This is a genomic window from Pseudonocardia sp. TMWB2A (assembly GCF_017312135.1).
Window position 1 is genome coordinate 2169611 of the sequence record NZ_QKQY01000001.1, and the last position, 25697, is coordinate 2195307.

Annotated in this window: 21 protein-coding genes and 1 tRNA gene; 10 read left to right on the forward strand and 12 right to left on the reverse strand. The window is 61.0% G+C overall.

Annotated features, from left to right (window positions below; genetic code table 11):
• Nucleotides 1-42: 42 nt before the first annotated feature.
• The 11 genes from DMP17_RS10065 to DMP17_RS10115 all read right to left on the reverse strand — a co-directional run bounded on the left by DMP17_RS10065 (nucleotide 43) and on the right by DMP17_RS10115 (nucleotide 13197).
• The gene (locus tag DMP17_RS10065) at nucleotides 43-750 is read right to left on the reverse strand and encodes a response regulator transcription factor (RefSeq protein WP_337828946.1); all 708 of its coding nucleotides are present in this window, start codon (nucleotides 748-750) and stop codon (nucleotides 43-45) included.
• Nucleotides 747-3416 (reverse strand): sensor histidine kinase KdpD, encoded by a 2670-nt coding sequence (locus DMP17_RS10070; protein ID WP_337828947.1) that lies wholly within the window; start codon nucleotides 3414-3416, stop codon nucleotides 747-749. The genes DMP17_RS10065 and DMP17_RS10070 overlap by 4 nt, the downstream gene beginning before the upstream one ends.
• Entirely contained in the window at nucleotides 3413-3994 is a 582-nt protein-coding gene (gene kdpC / locus DMP17_RS10075) for a potassium-transporting ATPase subunit KdpC (protein ID WP_337828948.1), read from the reverse strand. Before kdpC ends, DMP17_RS10070 begins: the two co-directional genes overlap by 4 nt.
• A 28-nt stretch (nucleotides 3995-4022) precedes the next feature.
• Nucleotides 4023-6065 carry a potassium-transporting ATPase subunit KdpB gene (kdpB, locus tag DMP17_RS10080; protein WP_443217878.1) on the reverse strand — a complete coding sequence of 681 codons (2043 nt, stop codon included), beginning with the start codon at nucleotides 6063-6065 and terminating at the stop codon, nucleotides 4023-4025.
• 14 nt (nucleotides 6066-6079) lie between these two features.
• Complete coding sequence (gene kdpA / locus DMP17_RS10085; RefSeq protein WP_337828950.1) at nucleotides 6080-7783, reverse strand: potassium-transporting ATPase subunit KdpA; 1704 nt, start codon at nucleotides 7781-7783, stop codon at nucleotides 6080-6082.
• 13 nt (nucleotides 7784-7796) lie between these two features.
• On the reverse strand, nucleotides 7797-7886 hold the full coding sequence (gene kdpF, locus DMP17_RS10090; protein WP_337828951.1) for a K(+)-transporting ATPase subunit F: 90 nt from the start codon (nucleotides 7884-7886) through the stop codon (nucleotides 7797-7799).
• Between the two features lie 109 nt (nucleotides 7887-7995).
• Nucleotides 7996-8778 carry a TorF family putative porin gene (locus DMP17_RS10095; protein ID WP_337828952.1) on the reverse strand — a complete coding sequence of 261 codons (783 nt, stop codon included), beginning with the start codon at nucleotides 8776-8778 and terminating at the stop codon, nucleotides 7996-7998.
• Between the two features lie 230 nt (nucleotides 8779-9008).
• Nucleotides 9009-9083, reverse strand: a tRNA-Glu gene (locus tag DMP17_RS10100).
• A 94-nt stretch (nucleotides 9084-9177) separates the two neighbouring features.
• Nucleotides 9178-10959 carry a single-stranded-DNA-specific exonuclease RecJ gene (gene recJ / locus DMP17_RS10105; RefSeq protein ID WP_337828953.1) on the reverse strand — a complete coding sequence of 594 codons (1782 nt, stop codon included), beginning with the start codon at nucleotides 10957-10959 and terminating at the stop codon, nucleotides 9178-9180.
• Nucleotides 10956-12560: a PH domain-containing protein gene (locus tag DMP17_RS10110; RefSeq protein WP_337828954.1), complete on the reverse strand. Its 1605-nt coding sequence runs from the start codon at nucleotides 12558-12560 to the stop codon at nucleotides 10956-10958. The genes recJ and DMP17_RS10110 overlap by 4 nt, the downstream gene beginning before the upstream one ends.
• Nucleotides 12553-13197: a PH domain-containing protein gene (locus DMP17_RS10115; RefSeq protein WP_337828955.1), complete on the reverse strand. Its 645-nt coding sequence runs from the start codon at nucleotides 13195-13197 to the stop codon at nucleotides 12553-12555. Before DMP17_RS10115 ends, DMP17_RS10110 begins: the two co-directional genes overlap by 8 nt.
• Before the next feature lie 412 nt (nucleotides 13198-13609).
• On the opposite strand from DMP17_RS10115, the gene DMP17_RS10120 reads away from it, so the two are divergent.
• The 8 genes from DMP17_RS10120 to DMP17_RS10155 all read left to right on the forward strand — a co-directional run bounded on the left by DMP17_RS10120 (nucleotide 13610) and on the right by DMP17_RS10155 (nucleotide 22830).
• Nucleotides 13610-14797, forward strand: a complete 1188-nt coding sequence (locus DMP17_RS10120; RefSeq protein ID WP_337828956.1) for a multidrug effflux MFS transporter — start codon at nucleotides 13610-13612, stop codon at nucleotides 14795-14797.
• 154 nt (nucleotides 14798-14951) lie between these two features.
• Entirely contained in the window at nucleotides 14952-15404 is a 453-nt protein-coding gene (locus DMP17_RS10125; RefSeq protein WP_337828957.1) for a DUF3576 domain-containing protein, read from the forward strand.
• Between the two features lie 107 nt (nucleotides 15405-15511).
• Complete coding sequence (leuS, locus tag DMP17_RS10130; RefSeq protein WP_337828958.1) at nucleotides 15512-18166, forward strand: leucine--tRNA ligase; 2655 nt, start codon at nucleotides 15512-15514, stop codon at nucleotides 18164-18166.
• Nucleotides 18166-18759: an LPS assembly lipoprotein LptE gene (gene lptE / locus DMP17_RS10135; RefSeq protein ID WP_337828959.1), complete on the forward strand. Its 594-nt coding sequence runs from the start codon at nucleotides 18166-18168 to the stop codon at nucleotides 18757-18759. Before leuS ends, lptE begins: the two co-directional genes overlap by 1 nt.
• Before the next feature lie 286 nt (nucleotides 18760-19045).
• Entirely contained in the window at nucleotides 19046-20077 is a 1032-nt protein-coding gene (gene holA, locus DMP17_RS10140) for a DNA polymerase III subunit delta (RefSeq protein WP_337828960.1), read from the forward strand.
• A 351-nt stretch (nucleotides 20078-20428) separates the two neighbouring features.
• On the forward strand, nucleotides 20429-21703 hold the full coding sequence (ribB, locus tag DMP17_RS10145) for a 3,4-dihydroxy-2-butanone-4-phosphate synthase (RefSeq protein ID WP_337828961.1): 1275 nt from the start codon (nucleotides 20429-20431) through the stop codon (nucleotides 21701-21703).
• Between the two features lie 144 nt (nucleotides 21704-21847).
• Complete coding sequence (ribH, locus tag DMP17_RS10150) at nucleotides 21848-22270, forward strand: 6,7-dimethyl-8-ribityllumazine synthase (protein WP_337828962.1); 423 nt, start codon at nucleotides 21848-21850, stop codon at nucleotides 22268-22270.
• 8 nt (nucleotides 22271-22278) lie between these two features.
• Nucleotides 22279-22830 carry a GNAT family N-acetyltransferase gene (locus tag DMP17_RS10155; RefSeq protein WP_337828963.1) on the forward strand — a complete coding sequence of 184 codons (552 nt, stop codon included), beginning with the start codon at nucleotides 22279-22281 and terminating at the stop codon, nucleotides 22828-22830.
• 16 nt (nucleotides 22831-22846) lie between these two features.
• Here the strand turns inward: DMP17_RS10155 and DMP17_RS10160 are convergent, their stop codons facing one another.
• Nucleotides 22847-23953: an alkene reductase gene (locus DMP17_RS10160; protein ID WP_337828964.1), complete on the reverse strand. Its 1107-nt coding sequence runs from the start codon at nucleotides 23951-23953 to the stop codon at nucleotides 22847-22849.
• Between the two features lie 78 nt (nucleotides 23954-24031).
• Between DMP17_RS10160 and DMP17_RS10165 the strand changes: the two genes are divergently transcribed.
• Together DMP17_RS10165 and DMP17_RS10170 are read left to right on the forward strand one after the other, a co-directional pair.
• Nucleotides 24032-24946 carry a DMT family transporter gene (locus DMP17_RS10165; RefSeq protein WP_337828965.1) on the forward strand — a complete coding sequence of 305 codons (915 nt, stop codon included), beginning with the start codon at nucleotides 24032-24034 and terminating at the stop codon, nucleotides 24944-24946.
• Nucleotides 24947-24971: 25 nt separating this feature from the next.
• Nucleotides 24972-25643 (forward strand): COQ9 family protein, encoded by a 672-nt coding sequence (locus tag DMP17_RS10170; protein ID WP_337828966.1) that lies wholly within the window; start codon nucleotides 24972-24974, stop codon nucleotides 25641-25643.
• Nucleotides 25644-25697: the final 54 nt, after the last annotated feature.

Genomic DNA, 25697 nt, shown 5'->3' on the forward strand with positions numbered 1-25697 from the left:
GCTTTACCGGTCAGCCTTATCCGTTTGGGGTAGGCGATGCGCTCAATCCCCGACCATACGGTATCCGATGCCGGGTTCGTTGCGGATAAGCACCGGCTTTGCGGGGTCGGCTTCAAGCTTCATGCGCAGCCCGCGCGCGGCGACCCGCAAATATTCGACATCCTGCTCATGCGCCGGTCCCCAAATGCTGCGCAGCAAATGGCCGTGGGTGAGGACACAGCCCAGATTGCGCGCCAGTTCGGCGAGCATCGCATATTCTTTGGGCGGCAAATGCACCTCTTCCCCCGCGCGCGTGACGATGCGGCGGTGGAGGTCGATGCTGAGATTGCCGATGCACACAGGCTGTCCCGCCTGCACCGCCGCAAGACCGCCGCGATGGCGCAACGCCGCGCGCAACCGCGCCAATATCTCGTCACTGTCGAACGGCTTGGTCACATAATCATCCGCGCCAAGGTCGAGCGCGGCGACCTTGTCGATCGTATCGGTGCGCGCCGACACCACCAGCAACGCCACATCGCGCGCCTTGATAAGCGGCACAAGTTCCAGCCCGTCGCGGTCGGGAAGGCCAAGGTCGAGCATCACCGCATCGGGCTTGTCAATGTCGAGCGCGGCAAGCGCACTGCGCGCGTCCGGCGCTTCGATGACCGCATAGCCCGCGCGCTCCAGCGTCACGCGCAGCAAACGCCGGATTGCCGCTTCATCATCGACAATCAGCACGGGGGCGGAAAGGCCATGGGCGCCCGCGCTCATAGGCTGCTCCCGCGCACCAGAAGCGCATCGGGGAAATGCAGGGTGAGGCTGGCCCCTTGGCCGTCATCGCGGTTGGCAGCGGATACGTGCATCCCCATCGCTTCGGCGAAACCCTTGACGATTGCAAGGCCAAGCCCGGTGCCGCCGGTGCGGTCCGACCCTTCGATACGCTGGAAAGTTTCGAACAGGCGGGTGGCCGCAGCGGGCGGGATACCCGGCCCTTCATCCAGCACCGACAGGCGGATTTCATCGGGATAGCGTTTGGCGTCTATGCTGACGGGCTTGCCCTCCCCGCCATATTTGGCCGCATTTTCGAGGAGGTTGATAAGGCAATGGTGGAACAGTTGCGGGTCCACCCGCACTAGCGGCAATTCGGCGGGGACATTCAAACGGATTTCATGGCTGGCCAGCTCATGTTTCAGATCATGGACGGCGGTGGTGACCGCATCGGTCAGGTCCACCGGCTCGATGGCGAGCCGGACGGCCCCCGCTTCGATGCGCGTCATGTCGAGCAAATTGCCGAGAAAGCGTTGCAACCGCTGCGCTTCATTGTCGAGTGTCGCCAGCACTTGCGCATCACCGGGTGTCTGTTTGAGCACCGCGATGCTCGCCTGTATCGAGGTCATCGGCGTGCGCAGATCATGGCCGAGCGAGGAAAACAGCGTGTCGCGTAACTTGTCGCGTTCGCGCAGCCGTGCCACTTCGCGCAAATTGTCGCTGAACCGTTCGCGCTGCAACGACAAAGCGGCCTGATCGACCAGACTGAGCAGCAAGGGAAGCTGGTCGGGGCGGATGCCCGCTTCGCGTTCGGTGCGCGATACGCCGAACACGCCGAGCCGGTCCTCCCCCACACGCACCGGATAGAAAAGCCAGTCGGAAGAGGTCAATGTTTCGGACCCCCGCCCCGCAGGCTGGCCATGCGTATCGGCCCAATCCGCCGCTGCCTTGGCGAGCGGGTCGAGCGCCACTTCGGGCGGAACAGCAGCGCGGATTTTCAATTCATCATCGAACCGGCGCAGGAAGATGGTATCGACATCGAGCAGGCGCGCGACTTCGCCGCACAGCATTTGCGCCGCTTCGACCGCGCTCGCGCTGCCGACCAACTGGCGCGCAAAGCCTGCCAGAATCGCATTTTGTTTCGCGCTCGCACTTGCCAGCGCGGCATGTTCGCGGGTGCGCGAGGCCAAGCGGCTGGTGAAGAAAGCCACGCCGATCAGCACTAGGAACGTCACCAGATTGGCCGGATCGGCAATGGTGAAAGTCGCAATCGGCGGCAGGAAGAAGAAATTATAAGCAAGCGCCGACACAATCCCCGCCAGCACACCCTGCTTCAATCCGAAGCGCGTTGCCGCAAGCATGACGGGGAGCAGATAGAGTAAGGCAACATCGGTAATATTGCCCATCCGCACAATCGAGCGCCCGATAAAGGTGATCGCGGCGATCATCAGAAAGGTCAGGATATAATCGCGCGGGGTGCCCCAGCCTTCGGTAAAAGGATGGGTCGAGCGCGCCGCTTTGGGCGGGCCTTGGCCTTCGGTCTGGAGCGGCAGCACATGGACCGCAACGCCCGGCGTTTCACGCACCAGCCGGTCGACTACCGATCCATGCTGCAATTCGAACCAGCGCGAGCGCGCCGATTTGCCGACCACCAACTGCGTCGCGCGCGCGTCGGCGAGATAGATTTTAAGCCCTTCGATAACCGACGTGGCGGGCATCGACACGACCGTCGCGCCAAGCTGGCTTGCAAGGTTCATCGTGTCGGCAATATGTTTCTTTTGCGCATGGCCCAGATGCGCAATTCTAGGCGTTTCGATATGGACCGCGCTCCACGGCGCGTGCTGGCCATCGGCAAGCCGTTTGGCCGCGCGCACCAGTTCGGGCGCACCGGGCAGTTCGCTTACCGCCACCACAATGCGCTCGCTCCCCGCCCAGGTTCCGGCAAGCGCATGGGCGCGTACATGGTCGAGCATTTGCGCGTCAACGGTTTGCGCCGCGCGCCGGAGCGCCAGTTCGCGCAACGCCGACAGGTTGGATTTGGAAAAGAAATGCCCCAAGGCGCGCGACGCTTCTTCGGGCACATAGACTTTGCCGTCGCGCAAGCGTTCGATCAGCTCGTCGGGCGGCAGGTCGACCACTTCAACATCGGCCTCGTCTAGGATGCGGTCCGGCACCGTTTCACGCACGCGCACGCGGGTGAAGGAGGCGACCACATCATTGAGACTTTCCAGATGCTGGATGTTGACCGTCGAATAGACATTGATGCCCGCCGCGAGCAATTCTTCGACATCCTGATAGCGTTTGGGGTGACGGCTGCCCGGCGCGTTGGTGTGCGCCAGTTCATCGACCAGCACCAGTTGCGGACGGCGCGCCAATATCGCGTCCACATCCATTTCGGTGAGCAGGCGTCCCTGATAGTCAATCTCGCGCCGCGGGATAATATCAAGCCCGCGCACCATCGCTTCGGTTTCCGCCCGTCCGTGGGTTTCAACCACGCCGATGACAACATCGACGCCCGCTTTTTGCTTGCTGCCTGCATCGGCAAGCATTTCATAAGTCTTGCCGACACCCGGAGACGCCCCAAGGAAAAGCTTGAGGCGTCCACGTTCCTCGCGCGCGGCTTCGCGCAGGAGGGCTTCGGGGGAAGGGCGGTTTTCGTCCGGTGTCACAAGCTCCCCTGTGCCACTTGTGCGTCCAACTGTCGATTGAGCAACAGCACATTAACGCGCGGCTCGCCCAAAATGCCGAGCAGAGGATAGCGGGTGACGCGGTCGACCAACGCTTGCACCTGCACCGGCTCCAGCCCGCGCGCGCTTGCAACCCGCGCAACCTGAAGCTTGGCAAAGGCCGGGGAAATATCGGGGTCCAGCCCCGATCCCGACGCGGTAATCGCATCGACCGGAATGGCTTGCCCGGCATAAGCCGCCGCATCACCCTTGGCGCGGTCGATCAAGTCTTTGCTTGTCGGGCCGTAATTGGACCCGGACGAGGCCGACGCATCATAGCCATTATCCCCTGCTGCCGACGGACGGCCATGAAAATAGCCCGCTTCGGTGAAAGTCTGGCCGATAAGCGCCGATCCGCGCACCGTATCGCCATCGCGGATGAGGCTGCCATTCGCCTGATCGGGCATCGCGGTTTGCGCAATGCCGGTAATCGCCAGCGGATAGGCCAGGCCGAGCAGCAGGGTGAAGGCTATCAGCAACACCAGCGCCGCGCGGAGTGAGGATTTGAGATCATGTATCATCGTGAAACTCCTGAAAATAAGGGCAGGCTCACACCAGCCCGGTGCCGCTGACGACAAGGTCGATAAGCTTGATGCCGATAAAGGGGGCGATGAGGCCCCCCAGCCCATAGACAGACAGGTTGCGGCGCAAGAGGTCGCCCGCGCTTGCAGGGCGATAACGCACGCCTTTCAAGGCCAGCGGCACGAGCAGCGGGATAATCAGCGCATTAAAGATAATCGCCGACAATATCGCGCTTTCGGGGCTGGACAGGCGCATGATGTTGAGCGCGCCAAGCGAGGGGTAAAGCGCCACAAAAATCGCCGGGATGATCGCAAAATATTTGGCGACATCATTGGCAATCGAAAATGTGGTCAATGCCCCGCGCGTCATCAAAAGCTGTTTGCCAAGGCCGACCACTTCGATGAGCTTGGTCGGATCGCTGTCGAGATCGACCATATTGCCCGCCTCGCGCGCGGCCTGTGTGCCGGTGTTCATCGCAATACCGACATCGGATTGCGCGAGCGCGGGCGCGTCATTGGTGCCATCGCCGCACATCGCGACAAGGCGGCCACCGGTCTGTTCCTTGCGGATCAGCGCCAGCTTGTCTTCGGGCGTGGCTTCGGCAAGGAAATCATCGACGCCCGCTTCGGCTGCAATCGAGGCAGCGGTCAGCGGATTATCGCCGGTAATCATCACCGTGCGGATGCCCATGCGGCGCAATTCGCCAAAGCGTTCGCGCATCCCTGCCTTCAATATATCCTTCAGATGGATAACGCCGAGCAGGCTGCCATTGCGCGCTACCGCCAGCGGGGTGCCGCCTGCGCGCGCAATTTCATCGCTGATGCGGCGGATTTCGGCGGCGCCTTCGCTGCCTTCCAGCGCAGGATGGGCTTTGAGGATCGAATCGACCGCACCCTTGTGCAATTCCATATCACCATGTTTGAGGCCCGACAGCCGGGTCTGCGCGGTGAACGGAATGGCTTCTGCCCCGTCCGGCATCAGGGTCGTGGTCACGCCATATTTTTCACGGGCGAGCGCGACAATCGAGCGGCCTTCGGGCGTTTCGTCGGCAAGGCTCGCCAGATTGGCGGCTTCGGCAAGGCTCGCCTCGCTAATCCCGCTCATCGGACGGAATTCGGTGGCATGGCGGTCACCGACGGTGACGGTGCCGGTCTTGTCGAGCAGCAGCACATCAACATCACCCGCCGCTTCGACCGCGCGGCCCGATTTAGCCAGCACATTGAAGCGCACCATGCGGTCCATCCCCGCAATCCCGACCGCCGACAAAAGCGCCGCGATTGTCGTCGGAATGAGCGTGATGAGGAGCGCCGCCAAAAGCGGCACCGGCACGATGCCTTGGGCATAAGCGGCAAAGGCCGGAATGGTCGACACCGCAATCAGAAAGATGATGGTGAGGCCGACCAGCAAGATGGTGAGCGCGATTTCATTGGGCGTTTTCTGCCGTTCGGCTCCTTCGACAAGCGCAATCATGCGGTCGATAAAGCCTTGGCCGGGTTCCGCCGTAATCCGCACCTTGATCTGGTCGGAAATGACGCGCGTGCCCGCTGTCACCGCCGAGCGGTCGCCGCCCGCTTCGCGGATGACGGGTGCGGATTCGCCGGTAATCGCGGCTTCATTGACCGAGGCAACCCCTTCGATCACCTCGCCGTCCGCCGGGATGAGGTCGCCGGTTTCGACCAGCACCACCTCGCCAGCGGCAAGCTGGGTTGCGGGGACCTTTTCGCATACATCCCCGACCCCGACGAGCCGCTTGGCCCAAAGCTGGGCCTTAGTGTCGCGCAGGCTGGCTGCTTGCGCTTTCCCCCGCCCTTCGGCGAGCGATTCGGCGAAATTGCCGAACAAAACGGTGAGCCACAGCCAGGCGACCAGTTGCAACTGGAAGCCGATGCTGCCCGCCCCCAGCCCCAAAATGAGGAGCAGGGTGAGCAATATCGCCACCACTTCGGTGGTCAGCATCACCGGATTGCGCGCCAGCGTGCGCGGGTCGAGTTTCTTCACCGCACCCCAGATGGCGGGGCGGATCAGATCCCATGTGAACAGCGACGAACGCGCAGTTTGTGTTTGAGACATGACTAAAGCCTTTTTCAGAATAGCTGGCCGGAGATCATCGCGAAATGATCTGCACCGGGGCCGAGGACGAGGCTGGGCAGGAAGGTCAGCCCGCCGACAATGAGGATGATGCCGACCAACAGGCCGCCCCACAGCAATCCCGTCGTCGGGAAGCTGCCGGGGCCTTCGGGCGTGATGCGCTTGGCCGCGAGCGAGCCTGCTATCGCCAACATCGGAATGATGATGAAGAAGCGCCCCGCATACATAGCCAGCCCCAACAAGCCGTTATAGAAAGGCGTGTTGGCGGTAAGCCCGGCAAAGGCCGATCCGTTATTGCCGGTCGCGCTGGTAAAGGCATACAGGATTTCGCTAAATCCGTGCGGGCCTTTGTTGAGCGGTCCGGCCAAACCGGCATCGGTAACGCTCGCCAGCGCCGACAAGCCCAAAATCGACAGCGGCAAGACCGCAATCGCAAGGATCGACAATTTCACCTCGCGCGCCTCGATTTTCTTGCCAACATATTCGGGACTGCGCCCGACCATCAATCCGGCCACAAAAATGGCAAGGATGGCGAACAGCAGGAAGCCGTAAAGCCCCGCGCCGACACCGCCGATAATCACTTCGCCAAGCTGCATATTGAACAGCGGGACCATGCCGCCAATGGCGGTGAAGCTGTCATGCATCGCATTGACCGCGCCGCAGCTCGCCGATGTGGTCACGCTGGCGAACAGCGCGGTTGCGGCAATGCCGAAACGCACTTCCTTGCCTTCCATATTGCCGCCAATCGCGCCCAGTGCGTGAAGGTTGGGATTGCCCGCCGCTTCCGCCCAATAGGCAACGCTGGTCAACATGGCGAACAGCGCAAGCATCGCGGCCAATATGATCCAGCCCTGCCGTGTATTGCCCACCGCTTTGCCGAACGTATAGGTCAGTCCCGCGCCGCCCGCGAAAATCGCCAGCATCGACAACAGGTTGGTAAAGGCATTGGGATTTTCAAACGGGTGCGAGCTATTCACATTGAAAAAGCCGCCGCCATTGGTGCCGAGCAGCTTGATCGCTTCCTGACTGGCGACCGGCCCCAAAGCGATGCTTTGACGCGCGCCCTCCATTGTCACCGTATCGACCGATCCGGCCAGGGTTTGCGGCATCCCGTTGGCGACAAAAACCAGCGCAATCGCTGCCGACAAAGGCAGCAGGAAATAGAGCGTCACGCGCGTCACATCGGTCCAGAAATTGCCGATGGCCGACGCTTCACGCCGCGCAAAGCCCCGGATGAGCGCAAAAGCGAGCGCAATGCCGGTCGCGGCCGACAGGAAATTCTGCACGGTCAACCCCAGCATCTGCACCGCATGGCTGAGCGTGGTTTCGCCGCCATAGCTTTGCCAGTTGGTGTTGGTCACAAAGCTGACCGCCGTGTTGAACGCAAGGCTGGGTTCAACCCCTTCAAAGCCTTGCGGATTGAACGGCAATCCGGCCTGCACGCGCTGCAACAGATAAAGCAGCAACAAGCCACCCAGATTGAATAACAGCATCGCGACCGCATAGCCGCGCCAGCCTTGCTCGCGCTCCGGATCAACGCCGCCCAGCGCATAAAAGCCCTTTTCGACGGGGCCGAAAATCATATGCAATGGCGTGCGGCGGCCTTCATATAAGGCAAATAGCCACAGCCCTATCGGCTTTGCCATTGCGGCGGTAAGGGCGATAAAGCCCGCTATCAGTAACCAGCCTGAAAGGGTCATGATGCGCCCCCCTTTAAAAACGTTCGGGTCGCATCAAGGCGACCAGTAAATAGACGAGAAGACCCGCCGCGGTGAGCGCGGCGAGGACAAGATCAACAGACATCAGGCACGCTCCCCGAAGTCGATATAAAGGAAGGACACGACACCCAGCACGATGATCGCAGCTATCCAGAAAAGGTCGCTCATGGGATTTCCTTTCACTTGCTAAAGGGTCAGAAAGAAGCGGTGAGCGTCGCGACAAACGCGCTCCCGAACACGGATTTGCGGGTTCCCGCCGCCGCAGCATCAGCGGCCTTGAGGTCGGTATCGACCCAGGCAATACCGGCGGTGAGGTTCTTCCACGCCACATCGGCGCCCAGCGACCAGTCGGTATAAGCGCCGGTCGGGGACAAGGGCGTATCGCCCTTGGAATGGCCGACATGCGCTTTCAACGTCACCGGCGTCCCGGCAAGCGCCGCGGCAAGTTCGCCATGCACATAGATATTGCTGTTCGAACCGGTCGCCTTTTGCGATGGCGCAAAATTCACCCCGACATTGGCATTGACCGGTCCGAATTGCCGCGACACCTGTGCATAGGGTTCGAAAAATTCATAATCCCCGCCCTTGGAACCGGGATAGGCATAATAAAGAAGCCCCGCATCAAAGCTGGTATCGGGCGCAACATCGCCCTTCCATCCGGCATAAAGGTCAAGCTCCATATTGGTGCCGCCAACCTCGCCAAAACCGTCGGTGCTGGAACTCCACAGCCCGGCATAAACGCCGCTATCATGGGCAATCCCGATTGCGCCTTGCACGGCGGGGTTTTTGTCCGACAGCGAAATGCCGCGGAACTTATATTCGGACACCAAAGCCACCGACCCCGAAACGGTCAGCGGCTCTTTGGCCTCCGCTTCGGCAGCATTTTCGACGGCAGCATCCTGCGCATAAACGGGCGCGGCAAAAACCGCAGAAAAGGCCAGTGCCGCACCGGGCAGGCCCAATTTAAAAAGGCGCATATTTCTTTATCCTTGCGTCAAACCAGCGAAGGATCAGCAATCTTTCGCGAAGCCCGAAGCTAGGCGCACCGCCCGTTAAGCTTCCATGCGAAGGTCAGGGGCCGGGCATAAAGAAAGTATAAAGAAGGGGGGCAGCGAAAATAGCCGCGCAAAGCACGCAGACACAAAAAAGCCCCCCGGAAAACGGAAGGCCGACCATCTATCTCCATGTCAGGAAAAAACCACCAAGGTGGTGACCCCTACGGGAATCGAACCCGTGTTTCAGCCGTGAAAGGGCCGCGTCCTAACCGCTAGACGAAGGGGCCGCCGAAGCGTGAGACGCGGCCTTTAATCGGGCTTTGCCGGATGGTCAACCTGATTCGTGGGATTTTCTTTGCTTTTGTCGTTAGCGGCGCGGCGTCAGTCGGCGAAGGCGGCGTCTTCGATATGGAGTTCAGCCGCCGGGCGGCCGCTCCATTCGTCGAGCTTGGCGCGGCCAGCGAGCCAATATTTACGGTCGCGCGGGCCGTGGAGCAAGGTCTGGCCCAGCACATCATCGGCGGCGCGGAAGGCGATGCATTTGAAGCTACCCCCGCCCTCGCCACCCGCAATCACGCGAACATGGCCCCCCGATCCGACCACATCCGCGCGCAGGATGCGGACGGGACCGGCGACGATGCGCGGGGCGGGCCAGCCCATGCCATAAGGGCCGCCTTCTTCGATGGCCGCCACGAAATCGGGATTGACACCTTGCGGGCTCAACACCGCGTCGATGAGCAAGGCACGGCCTTCGCTTGCGCGCTCCACATCGGCGGCGAGCCGTTCGTTCAGAAAGTCGGTGAAGGCGGCGAGTTGGCCTTGGTCGATTGTGAGCCCCGCCGCCATCGCATGACCGCCACCCGCGACGAGCAAGCCATGCTCTTTAGCGGCCAACACCGCCGCGCCCAGATCAACCCCGCCGACCGAGCGGCCCGACCCTTTGCCGACGCCGTCTTCATCGAGCGCGATGACGATGGCGGGGCGGTCGAGCTTTTCCTTCAAACGCCCAGCGACAATGCCGATGACGCCGGGGTGCCAGCCGGGGGCGGCGACCACCGCGACCGCGCTGTTGGCACACGCCTCGGCGAGCGCCATCGCCTCTTCCTGCACCTGCGCTTCAATCGCGCGGCGTTCGTCATTATAGCGGCCTAATTGTTCGGCGATGTGGCGCGCTTCGGCGGCGTCTTGTGTGGTCAACAAGCGCACGCCCAGATCGGATTCGCCCACGCGCCCGCCCGCATTGATGCGCGGCCCCAGCGCAAAGCCGAGATCGCTGCAGCGCGGTGCGCGCTTGATGCCCGACACGTCATTGAGCGCAGCGAGGCCGATATTGTGGCGCTTGCCGAGGACTTTCAGCCCTTGCGCGACAAACGCGCGGTTGAGGCCCTTCAACGATGCCACATCGGCAACCGTGCCGAGCGCAACAATGTCGAGCAGCGCCATCAGATTAGGCTCTGTCCGGTCGGCAAAATAGCCGCGCGCGCGCAAAGTGCGCAGCAATGCGACGCCGAGCAGGAAGGCAACGCCGACCGCCGCCAGATGGCCGTGCGCCGCCGCATCGGGCGCTTCATCCAAGCGGTTGGGGTTGACCAGCGCAAAGCTTTCGGGGAGCGCGCTCGCGCATTGGTGATGGTCGACCACGATCACGTCGATCCCGGCGGCGCGGGCCTGTGCGAGCGCATCAAAGGCTTGCGCGCCGCAATCGACGGTGACGATAAGGGTCGAGCCTTGTTCGCCCAACCGCACCAAGGCTTCACCCGACGGGCCATAGCCTTCCATCAGGCGGTCGGGGATATAAGCGCCTGCCTCCAACCCCAAATCGCGCAGCAAGCGGATGAGCAAGGCCGCGCTGGTTGCGCCATCGACATCATAATCACCGAAAATGGTGACTTTTTCCTGGGACTGCACCGCATCGGCCAGCCGTTCGGCGGCGCGGTCCATATCGTTGAACAGCGACGGGTCGGGGAGGAAATCGCGCAACGTCGGATTGCGATACTGCGCCACATTTTCACGCGCGACCCCGCGTGTCATCAAAAGCTGCGTCACCAGATCGTCGGGGCGAAAGCCTGCATCACGGCCATCGGCCCCAAGGCCGCGCCATTGCCAGGGCTGGCCTTTGAACGAGCGGGAAATATCGAGCGCAAAACCGGTGTCGGACATCATCCGATCAGCTTTGCCCGCAACGCATAGGCGGTGGCAAGCGGCAATGCGCCAATCCTGTAAGCCGACAGCCCGCTCTGCCCCGCAACCCCCAGCCGGATATTGGCCAACCCCGCCAGCCGGTAGAGCGGGCCATAGTCGATATCGACGCTCTGGATATGGCGCACCGGCAAGATAAGCTGGCGGCGCTTCCACCAGCCATGCGTGATTTCCAGCTTGACCGGGGTGGTGCCAACCAGCTCAAGCCTGTAGCGGTGATGCGACCAGCGCCAATAGCGCGCGACCATATAGAAAAGGCATAAAGGCGCGATCAGCCAGAGGGACACCGGAAAGGGAAGGTCGGGCCTCAGGCGCGCGACCAGCGGCGCGGCGACGAGCAGCAGCATAATGAGCGGCACCACGCCAATCGCACCATAGCGCCACATTGCAGGATGGACGCCGCGCCAGCCCTGCGCGTCGGGCGCGCTGCGCGCAAATTTCCGGTCTGCGCCGGTTTCGGCCAAAATAAGGTCAATTTCGTCGAGATGCGCGAGCGGGGCGACATCATGGTCGCTCTCTTTCGCGCCATCGCTCGCAAGGCTTTGCAGCTTCAAGCCATACCAGCCGAACCGCCGCCTGAGCCATCCGGTGACAAGCATTGCGGCTTGCACGCGCTTGACCGGAATGACCACATCGGTGCGGGTGGTGAGGCCGCGCTGGCGGCGCAGGCCGGTGGGCGTGCGGGTCAGCGTGAAGCCATATTGTTTGAGCAAGGTCGTCACCACACCGCTCGCTATGCCGACCAAGGTGACAAAGGCGATGCCGACCAGCACGGACAGATATTGATGCGCGAGGAGATAGAGGATGACCGGATTATTTTCGTCAAACGCCTGCTCCCAATCGAGCGGGCGGAACGGGTCGAACGGCAGCACATCGCCGAAAAGCTGGAGCAGACCGAAAATCGCGGCGAACAAAGCGAGCGAGAAGTTGAACAGGCCTGCGGTCAGCACACGGCGCAAGGACATGGCAAAGACAGGGCGGTCCACCGCTTCTTCTCCGGCAATATCGCCAGCATCGGGCGCGGCTTGGACGGCCAGATGATGCCCCGCGCGCCAGGTGCGGATGCGGTCGCGCAACGCTTCGGCATCGCCAAGCGCGATGGCGTTCAATTCGCCCTCCTCCTCGCCGCCGCCCGACCCTGCGCCGGTTTCGAGCCGCACTTTGGCAAGGCCGGTAATCCGTGCGAGCAGACCTTGTTCGATCGACACATCCTGCACCCTGTCAAACGGGATGACGCGATGGGTGCGCGACATTATGCCGCTGTCGATGCTGATCTCCTCCGTGCCGATGCGGTAGGAAAAGCGCAGCCAATAGAAGAAAATCCACAGCCAGCCGAGCAGCACAACCACCCCCGCCGCACCGAACAGCAATAATGTATTGCCCTTGGCATAGAGGATCGCGAAGAGCGGTAGCGCGTTGACGAGCATCCGCACGGCTTGGGGTGCGCGTAATAACAGGGTTGCAGGATGCAGCCTTTGACGCGCACCGCCGTCGGAGCCAGCTTCGCCGGTCAGGCCAGCTTCGCCAGTCAAGGCAACGTCGCCGGTTATCGACGGCTCATTCATTATCGCTGCGAATCCGGTCGCGAATGGCATCGCGCATCGCGGCGGCGCGCTCCGGATCCAAGCCCGGCAAATCGACCACACTATTAAGTGTCCCCGCCGTGTGGACGGTGAGCGTCGAAACGCCGCATAGCCGCTCGACCGGGCCTTGGCTTACATCGATATGCTGGACGCGCACGAACGGCACGATGGTATCGACATGGAACCAATAGCCGCGCACGACGCGCAACCGCTCGGCGTCAAGCTGATAGCCCCAGCGTGCAAAACGGCGCGCGGGCAAAAGCAAAACACCTGCCAGCAACAGCCCGACAAACGCGCCCAACAAGGGTCCGCGCCAGGGCAGATCGTCGAAGAAAAACGCCAGCACACTCGCCCCCACCGCCAAGGGCAGAAAGGTGAGGATCATCTGGATACGGATGACGGTGCGATAGCCGGGCGCAAGCGGAGTGAGCGCGGGGGCTTCGATGCCCTCTTGCGCCGCGCCGGCATCGCCCCCTTGCGCCGTTTCGGCGTCCCAGGCCGCGCTGTCCGGGGCCTTTTCTGCCGGAACCCCTGCCTGCGCAGCGCTTACCTCCGGCGCAATGCCCGAAGCAGTCGGGGGCGCGGGCGGCGGCGTCTCGGCGTCGGGCGATTCTGTCATGGCTGTATTATAGGAGTAGGCCAGCGCAAAATCCAGTGGCGCTTGGTTTGGGGGCGAAAAGCTTAAGATCCTCCCCGAGCTTGCTCGGGGAGAGGAACCGGGGAAGACTATTACAAACCGGATTCGCAGGCCGCGTTTCACCCCGCCGCACCTTCCACCTCTTCTGCCCGTCGCCCCCGCGCACCATGCCACAAAATCTGCGCTGCCTATGCCGGTAAAGGGTAGTAAAGCCCGCCACAATAGCGCATAGACCGCGCCCATGACTGGTTCCACTCCCCCGGGTCAGCCTTCCCCTGATACCGCCGCCAATGGCACAACGGAATGGGCTGAAAGCGCAAGCGCAGCAGCGGCCGCAGGGCCGCCCGCGCCGCCGCCGTCCGGCCTTCCGATGCCGCGCGGGGAGTTTGTGGCGATGCTCGCGGCGCTGATGGCGCTGACCGCGCTCGCCATTGATTCGATGCTGCCCGCGCTCCAGATTATGGGCGAGGAATTGGGCGTAACCGACCCCAATAGCCGCCAGTTGGTGCTGAGCGCCTTTCTCGGTGGCTTAGGCTTTGGTGCAGTCATCCACGGGCCTTTGTCCGACCGTTATGGCCGCCGTCCGGTGATGATTGTTGCGCTTATCGTCTATGTCATCCTCGCCGCCGGATGCGGGCTGTCGCAAGATTTCACGCTGTTGCTGACCTTGCGCTTCCTGCTCGGCTTTGCGGCTGCGGCGATGAGCGTGCTGCCCATCTCGATCATCCGCGACCGCTATGCGGGCGATGAAATGGCGCAGCTTATGTCGACCGTGTTCATCGTCTTCATGATTGTGCCGATCATCGCGCCGTCGGTCGGCGATGCGATTTTGAAAGTCGCGACCTGGCACTGGATTTTCCTTGTGCTGTCGGCGATGGGGACGGTGATGCTGGTGTGGGTCTGGCTGCGCCTTCCCGAAACGATGCGCCCCGAAGATGCGGTGCCGCTGCAATTCGGGCGATTGGTGCGCGAATGGCGCCAGATTGTGAGCCACCGCTCGGCAACCTCCTATATGCTGGCCGCCGCGATGACGCAGGGCGCGCTGTACGGCTTTCTCAATAGCGGGCCGCAGATTTTCAAGGATGCGTTCGGGGCCGAACATCTGTTCGCGCGCTCCTTTGCGGTGGTCGCGATGACGATGGCCTGCACCAACTTCCTCAACAGTCGCATCGTGCGCCGCTTTGGCGCGCGGCGTGTTTCGCAATCGGCGGTGATTATGTTCATCTTCATCGGGCTGGTGCAGACGGCGATTGCGTGGATAGCGCCCCATGCGATGATCCCCTTCCTCATCGCGGTTGCGCTCAATATGAGCATGATCGGCCTAATCGGTGCGAATTTCGGCGCGATTTCGATGGAGCCGTTCGGCCATGTTGCAGGGAGCGCCTCTTCCTTCGGCATGGCGGTGCGCACCATTTTAGCGACGATCATCGGCGCGGCCATCGGCCATATGTTCAACGGGTCGGCCATGCCGATGGCGATCGGCTTTACGATAGGGGGCGTGCTGGCGCTCCTCCTCGTGCTGTGGGGCGAAAAAGGGCGGCTATTCACCCGCCCCGGCACCGCCCGACTCGGCGTTTCCTGAGCATCACCGCGCAAAGCCCTGCACAGGCAAGGCTTTCACCTGCCGTTCACCCGACGCTTGCTACGCCCGCGATAAGCGTTATAGAAGCCACTCAATCCCCTGCTTTCTCGTGGGCGGGGGCGATAAACACATTCAATCCGCAGGATATATCTTCATGATCCACTTCAAAGCTCCCAACCGCGCTATTATGACCGCTGCGGCGCTTGGCATTACGTTGCTCGCGAGCGGCTGTGCCAGCGACGACCGGGGAGCCAAAAAGGCGGATCTTGCCGCCAGCCGCGTGACCACCATCGGGGTCAACAGCTATTTGTGGCGCGCCTCGCTGGATGCGCTGTCGAAAATGCCGCTGCTTCAGGCCGATGCCAATTCGGGTGTTATCATCACCGACTGGTATGCCAACCCCGCCAATCCCGGCGAGCGGATGAAGGTTTCGGTGTCGATCATCGACCAGGATTTGCGCGCCGATGCGCTGCGCGTTGCCGCCTCGCGTCAGGTCGCGCAGGGCGGCGGCTGGGTCGAAGCGCCGGTGCAGGCCGCAACCGTCCAGAAAATCGAAGAAATCATCCTCACCAAGGCGCGCGAGCTACGTCAGGGTGCGGTGAATTAATCGACCTCTTCTTACTTGCCCTCACATTGGTGCAGGGACATATACGGGTCGGAACAGCTTTCCGGCCCGTTTTTGTTTAAGTTATCAGGAAATTTTGCGGATTTTTTATGAGTGATACCAACCCCCGCGACAAAAGATTCAATGCGCTCGCCGCCGATATGCGCTGGCAAAAAGCGTGGGACGATGCGCAAAGCTTCAAGGCCGATGATGCCAGCCCCAAGCCCAAAGCCTATGTGCTGGAGATGTTCCCCTATCCGTCGGGCCGCATCCATATCGGCCATGTGCGCAACTATACGATGGGCGATGTGCTCGCGCGCTACAAGCGTATGACGGGCCATGAAGTGCTGCACCCGATGGGCTGGGATGCGTTCGGGATGCCCGCGGAAAATGCTGCGATGGAAAAGAAAGTCCATCCGGGAAGCTGGACCCGCGAAAATATCGCTTCCATGCGCGCGCAGCTTAAGAAGCTGGGCTTCGCGCTCGATTGGAGCCGCGAACTCGCGACGTGCGAGCCGGATTATTATGGCCATGAGCAGGCCTTGTTCCTCGATTTGCTGGATGCCGGATTGGTCTATCGCAAGGAATCGGCGGTCAATTGGGATCCGGTCGATATGACCGTGCTTGCCAATGAGCAGGTCATCGACGGCAAGGGCTGGCGATCGGGCGCGCCGGTCGAAAAGCGTAAATTGTCGCAATGGTTTTTGAAAATCACCGACTTTGCCGATGAATTATTGGAGGGCCTGACCACCCTCGACGCCTGGCCCGAAAAGGTCCGGTTGATGCAGGAAAACTGGATCGGCAAATCCAAAGGCCTGCAATTCCATTTCAACTTTGTCGGCGGGCGCCGTGCGTTCGAGGTGTTTTCGACCCGCCCCGACACGATTTTCGGCGCAAGCTTTACCGCGATTGCACCCGATCATCCGATTGCGCAGGACTTGGCGAAAAACTCGCCCGGCTTGGCCAAATTCATCGCCGAATGCCAGCAATCCGGCACCGCAGCGGCGGATATTGAAACGCAGGAAAAGAAGGGCTTTGATACCGGCCTCCGCGTTGAACATCCGCTCGATCCCGAACATCATCTGCCCGTCTATGTCGCCAATTTCGTGCTGATGGATTATGGCACTGGCGCGGTCATGGGTGTGCCTGCGCACGACCAGCGCGACCTTGATTTTGCGCGCAAATATGGGCTGCCCGTCCATCGCGTGATCGCCGATGGCGACGCGGACGACATAGTTTTCGAAGGCAAGGAAGCCTTTACCGGCGAAGGCCGCCTTGTAAATTCGCATTTCCTGAATGGCATGGGCGTTGACGAAGCCATCAACGCGGTCATCGCCAAGGCCGAACATGATGGCTGGGGCAAAGCCAAGACCACATGGCGGCTGCGCGATTGGGGCGTGTCACGCCAGCGTTATTGGGGAACGCCGATCCCCGTCATCCATTGCGAAAGCTGCGGCCCCGTCGGCGTGCCGCGCGACCAGTTGCCGGTCGTGCTCCCTGAAGATGTGAGCTTTGACATTCCGGGCAATCCTTTGAACCGCCACCCGACATGGAGCAAGGTTGATTGCCCTAAGTGCGGTAGTCCTGCGCGCCGCGAAACCGACACGCTCGACACGTTCGTCGATTCAAGCTGGTATTTCCTGCGCTTTGCCAGCCAGCCCGACGATAAGCCGTTCGATCCGGAAATCGTCAAGCAATGGATGCCGGTTGGCCAATATATTGGCGGCGTCGAACATGCGATTTTGCACTTGCTCTATGCCCGTTTCTGGACTCGCGCGTTGAAGCGCATCGGCAAGCTTGATGTCGCAGAACCCTTTGCGGGCCTGTTTACACAGGGCATGGTGACGCACGAAACCTATGTTCTCCCAGGAAATTTTCTTTCGGAAGACGGATCAATCATCTTTCTTCCTGAAGATGTAATATTCGTTGGGGACTTTTATCACAAAGATACTCAACAGCGTGTTATTTACTCACCTAATTCTGATGGTGGATTGGCGCACTATGTTAGTCCGGCTCAGATACGTAAGGTTGGAGAAAGAGCATATTTCGGCGCGTCTGAAGTAGAGCTTGCTGTCGGTCGCGTTATCAAAATGTCCAAGTCCAAAAAAAATGTCGTCGATCCGGACGAGATTATCGAACAATATGGCGCGGACGCGGTGCGCTGGTTCATGCTGTCGGACAGCCCGCCGGAGCGCGATCTTCCCTGGACCGAAAGCGGTATTGAAGGCTCATGGCGCTTCGTCCAACGCTTGTGGCGCATCTTTGGCGAAAGCGACGCCAAGGCCAGTGGCGAGGACAAGGCATTGTTGCGCAAAATGCACCAGACGATTGATGGCGTCGCGAAGGACATTGAAGCCTTGTCGTTCAACAAGGCGGTCGCGAAGATTTACGAACTCGCCAATGCGGTCGAAAAGGCACCGCCTTCGGCTTCGCGCAACGAAACGATCCGCGCCTTGATGCTGCTGGTCGCGCCGATGACCCCGCACTTGGCCGAGCAAGGCTGGAATGAGCAGGGCAGCGCCACGCTCATTGCCGATGCCGCGTGGCCGGAGGTCAACCCCGCGCTGCTGGTCGAAGATGAAGCGACGATTGCGGTGCAGGTGCAGGGCAAATTGCGCGATACGCTGACGGTGCCCAAGGGCCTCCCCAAAGAGGAACTGGAACGGCTCGCGCTCGCATCCGACAAGATTATCCGCACGCTTGACGGCGCGACCCCCAAAAAGGTGATTGTCGTTCCCGACCGGCTGGTCAATATTGTGATCTGATGAAGAAACTTGTCGCGCCTTTGCTCCTCGCCCTCCTTGTCGGCCCGTTGCTGGCGGGATGCGGCCTGCGTCCGCTCTATGCCCAAGGCAGTAAAGGCGAGGTTGCGGGGCTGCTCCGCGATGTGAGCGTCAGCCCGATTCCCGACAAGGAAGGTTGGCTCGTCCGCAACGCGCTGCGCGACCGGTTGGAGCCGGCCAAGGCAGGCGATAACCGCCAGACGCGCTACCGGCTCGATGTGAAGCTGGATGACGATATTACCGGCTTCGGTATCCGCCGCGACGCCGCCGTCACGCGCGAGCGCCGCACCTTGCGCGCGCGCTACCAGTTGGTCGATACCGCAACCAATGTCGTGCTGCTCGACCAGTCGGCGACGGTCGATGCCGGGATTGATGTGGTCGGCAGCGAATATGCCACCATCGCCGCCGAAGACAGCGCGCTGGAACGGCTCGCGGGCCTATTGTCAGACCAGATCGTCTCGCGTCTCGCTTTGTTCGCCGCGCGCCACGGCACATCGACCGAACCGGCCGCAACACCATTAACGCCTGCGCCTCTGCCGCCTGCCCCCCTGTCCCCTGCGCCGACCCGCCAGTGATCTGTCAGTGATCCGCCAATGACCCGGTGCATGTATATGTCCCGCAGTCCTGAGCTTGTCGAAGGGCGCCCCTCCTTGCTGCACACCGTCCTTCGACAAGCTCAGGACTATCGGTTTTTTCTAATCGGGCAAAACCCCCTTTCATCCTCCCCAGCATCCTCCCCTGCAAGGGGAGGTGGATTGCGCGCCAGCGCAAGACGGAGGGGTGATGCCCTCTCGATAGCACGACACCCCTCCGCCAGCACTGCGTGCTGCCCCCTCCCCTTGCAGGGGAGGATTTTTTGATATGACCCGCATCAAACCCGAAGAAATGGCGCGTTTGCTTGGTAATCCCGACCCATCCATCCGCTTTTACCTGCTCGCGGGCGAGGATGAGGCGGGGAGCCGGACTTTGTTCCGCGCGCTCGAAAGCGCGATGGGGCCGGACGCCGAACGGGTCGATTTGACCAGCAGCAAATTGAAGGAAGACCCCGCTTTGCTCGCGTCGGAAGCGGCGTCCATCTCGCTGTTCGGCGGCGCGCGCTATATCCGCGTGACGGTCGAAACCAGCGGCGACAATATGGTCGATGCGGTGACGGCGTTGCTGCAAGCCGAAGTCGCGGGCAATCCGGTGGTCGCGATTGCGGGGGCGCTCACCCCCAAGGCCAAATTGCTGAAACTGGTCGATGACAGCCCTCTCGCCCGCGCCTGCATCAGCTACATGCCCGATGACCGCAATATTGTCGGCATTGTTCAGGGCATCGCGCAGGAAAAACATGTGTGGGCCAGCCCCGATGTTGCGCGCATGATCGGCAGCATGGTCGCCAATGACCGCACGTTGGTTGCCAATGAGCTGGAAAAAATCGCGCTCTATCTCGATGCCGGACCCGACAATGTGCAGGAGGTCACGCACGGCACCTTGCAGAAACTCGGCGCGGAAACCTTGGAAGAAGATATTGGCGAGGCAATTGACGTGACCTTGGGCGGCAAGGCGCGACTGTTGCAGCCCATGCTGACGCGCATGGACGCGACCGGCGTCAATGAAATCCGCTTGATCCGCGCACTCGCCATCCGCGTGCAAATGCTCGCAGGCCTGCGCGCCGAAGTCGAACGCGGCACCAGCCCCCATGCGGTCGTCGAATCCACGCGCAGCATCTTCTGGAAAGACAAACCCGCCATCAAAGCGCAACTCGGCCTTTGGGACGCCAGCAAATTATCGCGCATCGAAACAAGGCTCTATGAAGCAGAGCAAGCGATAAAAGCGTCCGGTACGGCGGGCGGGGTTCTGCTGCGGCAATTGCTGGCGGAGATTGTGATGCTGGCCGCAAGGGCGCGGTGAGGGGCGAGGGCACCATGAGGCGCAAGGGCCCGCAAACCTTCTCCCTTGATGGGAGAAGGATATGTAGCCTTGGCGACGAAGGAGCCTAGGCGAAGTTGGATGAGGGTGATGCGAGGCAAAGCCTCGCGCGATTGCTTAAGCAATCGCTTACCCCTCACCCAGCGCGGACATAGGCAGCAAGCTGCCAAGTCCTTGCAACCCTCTCCCACAAGGGGAGAGGGAGTCTTTTTGCCAATGTGATTCCTCCAGTTGACAATCACATTTCAATGTGAAACAAGCCCTCCCGAACCGCGCTTTAGGTGTAAATTTTGCTAATTTCGCCGCGCTCTTTTGCTCGAGGATAACATCAAAATGTCCACCACCTTAATCGAAAAAGTCCGCCGTTTGGTGACCGAAGGCGGGATGTCGCGTTCCGGGCTGGCGCGTGCGTCGGGGCTTCATGCCAATACGTTGCGCGACCTTGACCAGCCGGACTGGAACCCGACCGCCGAAACCTTGCGCAAGCTCGAAACTTACCTGTTCGACAGCGATGACAGCCCCGTGCTCGTCCCCATCGAAGAGATTATCGAAGAAGCGCGCAATGGCCGCATGTTCATCCTTGTCGATGATGAAGACCGCGAAAATGAAGGCGATTTGGTCATCCCCGCGCAGATGGCGACCCCTGCCGCGATCAACTTCATGGCGACGCATGGCCGCGGGCTTATCTGCCTGACGCTCACCAAGAAGCGCACCGAAGAACTGGGCTTGCAACTGATGAGTCAGGCCAATGGCACCCAGTTTGAAACCGCCTTCACGACCTCGATCGAAGCGCGCGAGGGCGTCACCACCGGCATATCGGCGCACGACCGCGCGCGCACTGTCGGTGTCGCAATCGACCCCACGCGTGGCCGCGACGATATTGTGACGCCGGGCCATGTCTTTCCGCTTATCGCGCGCGACGGCGGCGTGCTGGTGCGCGCTGGCCATACCGAAGCGGGCGTCGATATTTCGCGCCTTGCTGGCCTCAACCCTTCGTCGGTTATCTGCGAGATTATGAAGGATGACGGCACGATGGCGCGGATGGACGATCTCGTCGCCTTTGCCCGCCTGCATAATCTCAAAATGGGAACGATCCGCGATTTAATCGAATATCGGATGCGCTATGACCATCTCGTTGAAAAGGTCAGCGAGAGCGATTTCACCTCCGATTATGGCGGCGATTGGCGCGCGATGACTTATCGCAACAAGGTGGACGGGTCGACCAATGTGGTCCTCCAGAAAGGCCATATCATCGAAGACCAGCCGACCTTGGTGCGGATGCACGCCATGTCGGTGTTCGACGATGTGCTGGGCCAAAGCGGCCCGCGCAAACGCGCGCTCCAACGCTCGATGAAAGCGATTGGCGATGCGGGCGCGGGGTTGGTCGTGGTGCTGATGCCCAATGACAGCGTGACCTTGCAAAACCATATTGCGCGCAAAAAGCCCGAAGAAAGCGAGCTGCGCAACTATGGCATCGGCGCACAGATTTTGGCGGACCTTGGCGTATCGGACATGATCCTCCTGTCCAATTCGCACCGCAATGTTGTGGGGCTGGAAGGCTATGGCTTGCAGGTGGTGGGCGAACAGCCGATTCCGGAAAATTTGTAAATATTGCTTCCCTCAACCGTTCGCCCTGAGTAGCGCCTTTATAGGCGCGTATCGAAGGGTTTGGTTTATACCAAATGCTTCGATACGGCCTTCGGCCTATTCAGCACGAACGGGTAGTTTAGCTGCGACAGAAAGACCAAAATCATGGCCCATTTCCTTATCGTTGAAGCCCGCTTTTACGACCATTTGAACGACATGCTGATCGACGGCGCGCGCAGTGCGCTGGAGGCTGCCGGTCACACGCATGAAACCATCACCGTCCCCGGCGCGCTCGAAATCCCCGGCGCGGTGGCGATGGCGGCGGAGAGCCATAAATATGACGGCTTTGTCGGCATCGGCGTCGTCATCCGCGGCGAAACCTATCATTTCGAGATTGTCTCGAACGAAAGCGCGCGCGGGCTGATGGCGCTGTCGATGGACGGCATCGCGGTCGGTAACGGCATCCTCACGGTCGAAAATGAAGAACAAGCACTGGTGCGCGCTGACAAGGGCCAGAAGGACAAGGGCGGCGAGGCAGCCAAGGCGGCGATCGCAATGCTTGGCCTTCGCGAACAGTTCGGGATTTAAGCCGCCCGATGTCCAGCACTGGCAGCCCTATCCTGTTCACCGACCGGCTGATCCTGCGCGTCCCCGAAGCGCAGGATTTTGACGCTTTTGCCGCCATGTGCGCCGACACGGAAACGATGGAGTTTATCGGCGGGGCGATGGAGCGTTCGCAATCATGGCGCTTATTCTGCGCGCTGGTCGGCGCGTGGCAGGTAACCGGCTGGTCGATGTTTTCGGTAATCGAGCGCGACACCAGCCGCTGGGTCGGGCGCATCGGGCCGTGGACCCCGGAAGGCTGGCCCGGCAATGAAATCGGTTGGGGCCTCGCCAAAGAATTTGCGGGCAAAGGCTATGCGCTCGAAGCGGCCAAAGCCTCGATGGATTATGCAGTCGATATATTGGGCTGGGAGGATGTGATGCACACCATCCACCCCGACAATATCGGCTCGATCCGCTTGGCCGAGCGGCTCGGCGCGACCAATCGCGGGCCTACGCAATTGCCCGTGCCCTTACAGGATTATCGCGTCGATAATTGGGGACAAAGCGCAGCGGACTGGCGCGCACGTCGCCAGTCCGTTTAATACCGCTTTTTACGGGTTATTTCGCGGCGACAGCCAACTCCGCCAATGTCGGGAAATCGGTATAGCCCTGTTCCGGATGCTCGAATAAATACCAGTTTTGCGGCTTTTCTGCGTTGAGCGGGGCGCCGTCGCGCAAGCGCTCGACCAGATCGGGATTGGCGATGAACGGGCGGCCAATGCTGACCGCGTCGGCACGGCCTTCATCAAGCAAGGCTTGGCTTTGCGCCGCATCAAGGTCCGAATTCAGCACCAGTGGCCGGTGGAAGACCTTGCGGATCGCGGGGCTTTGCTTGGGGACATCGGTTTTGCCGAACGTACCATCCGGCCCCGGCTCGCGCAATTCGAGGAAGGCGATGCCAAGACTATCGAGCTTGGCGGCCGCGGCGGTGAACAAAGCTTCGGGATCGCTGTCATCCACCCCTTGCGTGTCGCCATTGGGGGAGAGGCGCACCGCGACGCGGTCCGCGCCCCACACGCCGATCAACGCTTCGGTCACTTCGCCGAGCAAGCGGATGCGGTTTTCGATTGGGCCGCCATAATCATCGTCGCGCAAATTGCTGTTGTCGCGCAAAAACTGGTCGATCAGATAGCCATTGGCGCCATGCAATTGCACCCCGTCAAAGCCAGCCTTTTTGGCGTTTTCCGCCGCATGGACATAATCGGCAATCACGCGCGGGATTTCGGCCAAGGGCAAAGCGCGCGCCTGTTCATAAGGCTGTTTGCCGGTCGGCGTCCACGCATGGCCGGGCGCGGTGGTGGCGGAGGCCGACACACCGGCGCGGCCTTCGTTGAAGCTGGAATGGACCACGCGGCCCATATGCCAAAGCTGCATCATGATGCGCCCGCCCGCCTTGTGGACCGCTTCGACAATCGGCTTCCAGCCTTCGACCTGCGCGTCGGTCCAGATGCCGGGCGCTGCGGGCCAGCCCAGTCCTTCCTGTGAAATGCCGGTTGCTTCGCTGATGATAAGGCCCGCACCCGCACGCTGTTCATAATAAAGCCGCATCACATCATTGGGGATGAACCCCGGAACGGTCGCGCGCCCGCGTGTGAGCGGGGCCATCAGGATACGGTTGGGCGCTTCAATCGCGCCGAGACGGACAGGATCATAAAGACCGGGCATAAGATGATAAACTCCGCTTATGACAGGGCGCGATGTTTTTGGTTAGCGCCCAAGGAAAGCATGAGCTAGGGCGGCGGCATGGCGAAAACAAGTTCAGTCGCAAAAGAAAACCTATCGGCGGTAGAGCTACAGCTTCCCCGTCCGAAAGGCCGTGCTTTTGCCGCGCTGATTTGTTCCAATATCCTGCTGGCCTTTGGCGGTCTCCTCGTGCGCTTTTCGGATAGTGGTCCGACCGCGACCGCCTTCTGGCGGATGCTGCTCGCCGCGCCGATCTTGTGGCTGCTCGTGTGGAAATCAGGCGAAAAGACGGGGAAATTATCGCCTGCCCTTATCGGCACGATCATAGTGGGCGGGCTGTTTTTCTCCGCAGATCTGGCGTCATGGCATAGCGGCATTTTGCTGACCAAGCTTGCCAATGCCACCTTGTTCGGCAATTTTGCGAGCCTGCTCCTTGTCGTTTACGGCATCATCCTCGCGCGGCATTTGCCGGGCAAGCAACAGGGACTCGCCATCGGCCTTGCCTTTGCGGGGAGCGCGATCCTCATGGGGCAAAGCTATGAAGTTTCACCCGACTATCTGCTCGGCGATATGCTCTCGCTGCTCGCGGGCGTGCTTTATACCGGCTATGTGATTGCGATGCAGCGCGCGCGCGGCAGTTTGGGCAGCTGGGCGGTGCTGGCGATTTCGACCAGCGTGAGCGTGCTGCCGCTCTTGTTCGCAGCGCATCTGATGGGCGAGCAGATCATGCCGTCCAACTGGACCCCGCTCATCATCCTTGCGATTACCAGTCAGGTGATGGGCCAAGGCCTGCTCATCTATGCGCTGCCGCATTTTTCGCCGCTCATCGTCGGCCTTGCCTTACTCCTCCAGCCCGCCATTGCGGGCATTGCCGGATGGCTGGCTTTCGGCGAAAGCATGGGGCCGATGGAGCTTGCCGGCACAATCATGGTTGCGGTGGCCCTAGTGCTGGTGCGCGCGCCCGAAAAGGCGTAAGACTGGCCGTATGGCTGATTCAACTATGCTCCCCGCCGACCCGACCCTTGCGGAAATCCGCAGCTTTCTTGCACCGCATATCGCGCAGGAGGCCGCTTTTGACGGCTGGGGCAAGGAGGCGGTGGTCAATGCCGCCCGCGCGCATCAGGTCGATCAAGATCTCGCCACCCTCGCCTTTAACGGCGATGGCAAGCGCATTGACCCGATGGACCTGATCGACGCCTGGATCGGGAGCATGGACGCGGAAATGGCGCGGCGCTTACCCGCCGACGCGCTCGCCAAGATGAAGATTCGCGAACGCATCCGCCAGTTGGTCGAATGTCGTATCGACCTGCTTTCGCAAAACCGCGAATCGCTGCGCCGTGCGCTGGCGATTGAAGCGATGCCGCTCAACGCACCGCGCGCGCTCCAATGGGGCTGGCGCACCGCCGACGTGATGTGGCGGCTCGCTGGCGACACCGCGACCGATTATAACCATTATACCAAGCGCGCGATGCTGGGGTCGATTTATGCGGCAACGCTCGCTGTCCTCATCAATGACGACAGCGAAAACCAAGCCGAAACAAGGGCTTTTGTCGGTCGCCGCATCGACAATGTGATGAGTTTTGAAAAAGCCAAGTTCCAGTTTTTGCAGCGCACCGAACATTTGCCCAGCCTGTCGCGCTTCATCGGGCGACTACGCTATCCGGGGGTTTAACGCTTTTCCTGCGCTTACGGACCTTTCATTTTGCGCTGGATATGCTAAGCGGCA

What these genes read in the sequence shown, in the direction of transcription:
- DMP17_RS10065 (WP_337828946.1), bottom strand. Translation starts at nt 750, where the DNA reads ATGAGCGCGGGCGCCCATGGCCTTTCCGCCCCCGTGCTGATTGTCGAT.
- kdpB (WP_443217878.1), bottom strand. Translation starts at nt 6,065, where the DNA reads ATGTCTCAAACACAAACTGCGCGTTCGTCGCTGTTCACATGGGATCTG.
- DMP17_RS10155 (WP_337828963.1), top strand. Translation starts at nt 22,279, where the DNA reads ATGTCCAGCACTGGCAGCCCTATCCTGTTCACCGACCGGCTGATCCTG.
- leuS (WP_337828958.1), top strand. Translation starts at nt 15,512, where the DNA reads ATGAGTGATACCAACCCCCGCGACAAAAGATTCAATGCGCTCGCCGCC.
- lptE (WP_337828959.1), top strand. Translation starts at nt 18,166, where the DNA reads ATGAAGAAACTTGTCGCGCCTTTGCTCCTCGCCCTCCTTGTCGGCCCG.
- DMP17_RS10115 (WP_337828955.1), bottom strand. Translation starts at nt 13,197, where the DNA reads ATGACAGAATCGCCCGACGCCGAGACGCCGCCGCCCGCGCCCCCGACT.
- DMP17_RS10120 (WP_337828956.1), top strand. Translation starts at nt 13,610, where the DNA reads ATGCTCGCGGCGCTGATGGCGCTGACCGCGCTCGCCATTGATTCGATG.
- ribH (WP_337828962.1), top strand. Translation starts at nt 21,848, where the DNA reads ATGGCCCATTTCCTTATCGTTGAAGCCCGCTTTTACGACCATTTGAAC.
- DMP17_RS10165 (WP_337828965.1), top strand. Translation starts at nt 24,032, where the DNA reads ATGGCGAAAACAAGTTCAGTCGCAAAAGAAAACCTATCGGCGGTAGAG.
- kdpA (WP_337828950.1), bottom strand. Translation starts at nt 7,783, where the DNA reads ATGACCCTTTCAGGCTGGTTACTGATAGCGGGCTTTATCGCCCTTACC.
- recJ (WP_337828953.1), bottom strand. Translation starts at nt 10,959, where the DNA reads ATGATGTCCGACACCGGTTTTGCGCTCGATATTTCCCGCTCGTTCAAA.
- kdpF (WP_337828951.1), bottom strand. Translation starts at nt 7,886, where the DNA reads ATGTCTGTTGATCTTGTCCTCGCCGCGCTCACCGCGGCGGGTCTTCTC.
- kdpC (WP_337828948.1), bottom strand. Translation starts at nt 3,994, where the DNA reads ATGATACATGATCTCAAATCCTCACTCCGCGCGGCGCTGGTGTTGCTG.
- DMP17_RS10170 (WP_337828966.1), top strand. Translation starts at nt 24,972, where the DNA reads ATGCTCCCCGCCGACCCGACCCTTGCGGAAATCCGCAGCTTTCTTGCA.
- ribB (WP_337828961.1), top strand. Translation starts at nt 20,429, where the DNA reads ATGTCCACCACCTTAATCGAAAAAGTCCGCCGTTTGGTGACCGAAGGC.
- DMP17_RS10095 (WP_337828952.1), bottom strand. Translation starts at nt 8,778, where the DNA reads ATGCGCCTTTTTAAATTGGGCCTGCCCGGTGCGGCACTGGCCTTTTCT.
- DMP17_RS10160 (WP_337828964.1), bottom strand. Translation starts at nt 23,953, where the DNA reads ATGCCCGGTCTTTATGATCCTGTCCGTCTCGGCGCGATTGAAGCGCCC.
- DMP17_RS10110 (WP_337828954.1), bottom strand. Translation starts at nt 12,560, where the DNA reads ATGAATGAGCCGTCGATAACCGGCGACGTTGCCTTGACTGGCGAAGCT.
- DMP17_RS10125 (WP_337828957.1), top strand. Translation starts at nt 14,952, where the DNA reads ATGATCCACTTCAAAGCTCCCAACCGCGCTATTATGACCGCTGCGGCG.
- holA (WP_337828960.1), top strand. Translation starts at nt 19,046, where the DNA reads ATGACCCGCATCAAACCCGAAGAAATGGCGCGTTTGCTTGGTAATCCC.